A 2,374-nucleotide genomic window follows, 5' to 3' on the forward strand; every position below is an offset into this window, starting at 1 on the left:
GTTATCGTCCGAACATTGACCCGCTATACGAGAGCCTAATTTTAGGTTAATCTCTAGGGCATGGAAAACCAAGTAAGCCCAATCACAGCTCAGAGCCGCCGTCGGCGCTTCAACGAGTCCGAACGCCGCGAGCATGTCGCGCACTGGAAGCAAAGCGGATTGTCCGCAAGTGCATACGCGCGTGAACACGCGCTCAATTATAAATCGCTGTATGCCTGGCGCAGCCAGTCACAGCGCAAATCGAAGCCGACGAGCTTGCAGCCAGAGAATGCGACTTTTGTTCCAGTGCGTGTCAGCTCGCCACTGAGCAGTTCCAGCTCGGCAATCAGTATTACATTGCGCTCCGGTTCTCTGGAATGCGCGATTATCGCAGCGCCGAGTGAGCAATCCTTGGTCGCTCTGGTTAAATCCATCAAAGAGGAGATATTTGATGTTTAACTTTTCGAGTTCGCTGAGGATTTACTTGTGCGTGGATCCCACCGATATGCGCAAGGCCTTCAATGGCCTCTATGCAATCGCCAAGCACCAACTTGACCTAAATCCGATGGACGGGAGTCTATTTTTATTCGCGAACCGCCGGCGTGATCGCGTAAAATTGCTTTATTGGGATGGCACCGGTTTCTGGGTCTTGGCCAAGCGCTTGGAGAAAGGAACCTTTTGGTGGCCCGGGCGCACTGAGGCGAATCAGGGATCGATCGAGATGAAACCTGAAGCACTGGGTATGTTACTCAATGGGATTGATTTAAAGGATGGCAGTTTTCGAGCATGGTTTTGTCGTTAATTTTTAAATACAGCCTTTACATAACTAGATCAAAATGATCTCATATTAGTTATCACAAAACTTGAAGCCAGTCTATCCAAAGAAGTCTCGAATCTTAAGGTCGAGAACGCGAACTTGCAGCTAAAGATCCGTGCCTTGGAAATTGCACAGGCAAAGCGAGTGAAACAGGATGACGAGGCTCAGCAATATTTGCATATTGAGCATACCGAATCCGTGCGCGCCGACTCTGATGAGGGCCGCGATGACGAGGCGAATCAGGACGAGGAAGTTCCCAAAATCCCCAGCAGTAGCACAAAGCGTAAAGGCAAGAAACGTATTGGTATCGAGCAGAAACTTAAAGGACTGCCAGTGATCAGAGAAACTGTGCGCATTCCGCGTGAAGTAGAAGCATCGCCCGATCAGTGGGAAGAGATCGGCGAAGTCGTCACTGAAGAAGTCTTGGTGATCCCGACCAAATTAGGTCGCCACCTGATCCGCAGCAAAAAATATCGTAACAAGGAGGATCGCACGAGCGCTCCAATTATTGCGAAAGCGCCGATTCGTTTTAGCAGCAGCTACGTCTCCAGTAGTCTGGCAATTTATATCGTGCTAAGCAAATATCTCGATCACAGCACCCTTTACCGCCTCGAGAAAAAGCTTGAACGCATGGGCCTGGAGATGACTCGTCAGAGCCAAAGTGATGCAGTCCAGCGCATGTCCGAATGGTTGCGCCCCTTATATGAGTTCATGGATAAGCGCGCAAAATCCAGCGGCTATCTTCAAATCGATGAGACCTTCATCAGATACATCAACGGTAATAAACCGGGAGTCGGCCAAGGCTACTTCTGGGCGATCCATGCGCCCGGCCAATCGATCGTGCTCAAATGGATTAATAACCGGCGTCATGAAAACGTCGAAACACTTGTCGAAGATTTTTCAGGTATCCTGCAAAGTGATGGCTATGCAGCTTATGGCAACTACGCGGAGCTGCACCCTGAAATCACGTTGGCTGCCTGTTGGGCGCACACCTTTCGGAAGTTCCGTGATGCACTTGAGCACGAACCCGCACATGCCAAGAGCATGATGAAACTCATCAGTAAACTCTACAAACTCGAAGAGAAATGGGATCTCGGCGATGTAAGCCCGAGTAAACGCAAGCTCCTAAGGCAGACCGAATCGATCCCAATTGCGAAGGAGATCAAGGACAAGCTCGATGGCTATGCAGTTGACATGACCATCCCCAAAAATGACTTCAGAGTTGCCCTTAATTATACCGCTAATCAATGGCCTGAACTATTAGAATGCCTGAAGCATGGTCACACACGATTGGATACTAATTTACTAGAGAGTAAGTTCAGACCTACAAAAATTGGAGCTAAGAACTGGATGTTCATTGGACATCCAGACGCAGGACAGAAAAGCGCCGTCATTTACTCTCTACTACAAACCTGCACCATCCACAACATCAACCCATACGATTATCTCACTGACGTATTGGCAAAATTGATCCCTCACGATGGCCGTCCTCCTGAGACGATCTTAGAACAGCTGCTACCTCAGAACTGGAGCAACTAGCGCTAGCTAAAAGATCGAGGTCAATGTTCGGACGATAAC

Annotated in this window: 3 protein-coding genes; all 3 read left to right on the plus strand. The window is 49.0% G+C overall.

Annotation, left to right across the window (positions count from 1 at the left end):
* Positions 1-60: 60 nt before the first annotated feature.
* The 3 genes from tnpA (at position 61) to tnpC (ending at position 2,335) form a co-directional block, all read left to right on the plus strand.
* Positions 61-438: an IS66 family insertion sequence element accessory protein TnpA gene (tnpA, locus tag QEH52_RS19330; RefSeq protein ID WP_308952599.1), complete on the plus strand. Its 378-nt coding sequence runs from the start codon at positions 61-63 to the stop codon at positions 436-438.
* Positions 431-781 (plus strand): IS66 family insertion sequence element accessory protein TnpB, encoded by a 351-nt coding sequence (gene tnpB / locus QEH52_RS19335; protein ID WP_308952600.1) that lies wholly within the window; start codon positions 431-433, stop codon positions 779-781. Before tnpA ends, tnpB begins: the two co-directional genes overlap by 8 nt.
* 114 nt (positions 782-895) lie before the next feature.
* The gene (gene tnpC, locus QEH52_RS19340; RefSeq protein ID WP_308952601.1) at positions 896-2,335 is read left to right on the plus strand and encodes an IS66 family transposase; all 1,440 of its coding nucleotides are present in this window, start codon (positions 896-898) and stop codon (positions 2,333-2,335) included.
* Positions 2,336-2,374: the final 39 nt, after the last annotated feature.

The organism is Thalassobacterium maritimum, from assembly GCF_031127805.1.
Taxonomy (GTDB): Bacteria; Verrucomicrobiota; Verrucomicrobiia; order Opitutales; family Coraliomargaritaceae; genus Thalassobacterium; species Thalassobacterium maritimum.

Coding starts and splice junctions, on each gene's coding strand:
- tnpA (WP_308952599.1), top strand. CDS start 61: ATGGAAAACCAAGTAAGCCCAATCACAGCTCAGAGCCGCCGTCGGCGC.
- tnpB (WP_308952600.1), top strand. CDS start 431: ATGTTTAACTTTTCGAGTTCGCTGAGGATTTACTTGTGCGTGGATCCC.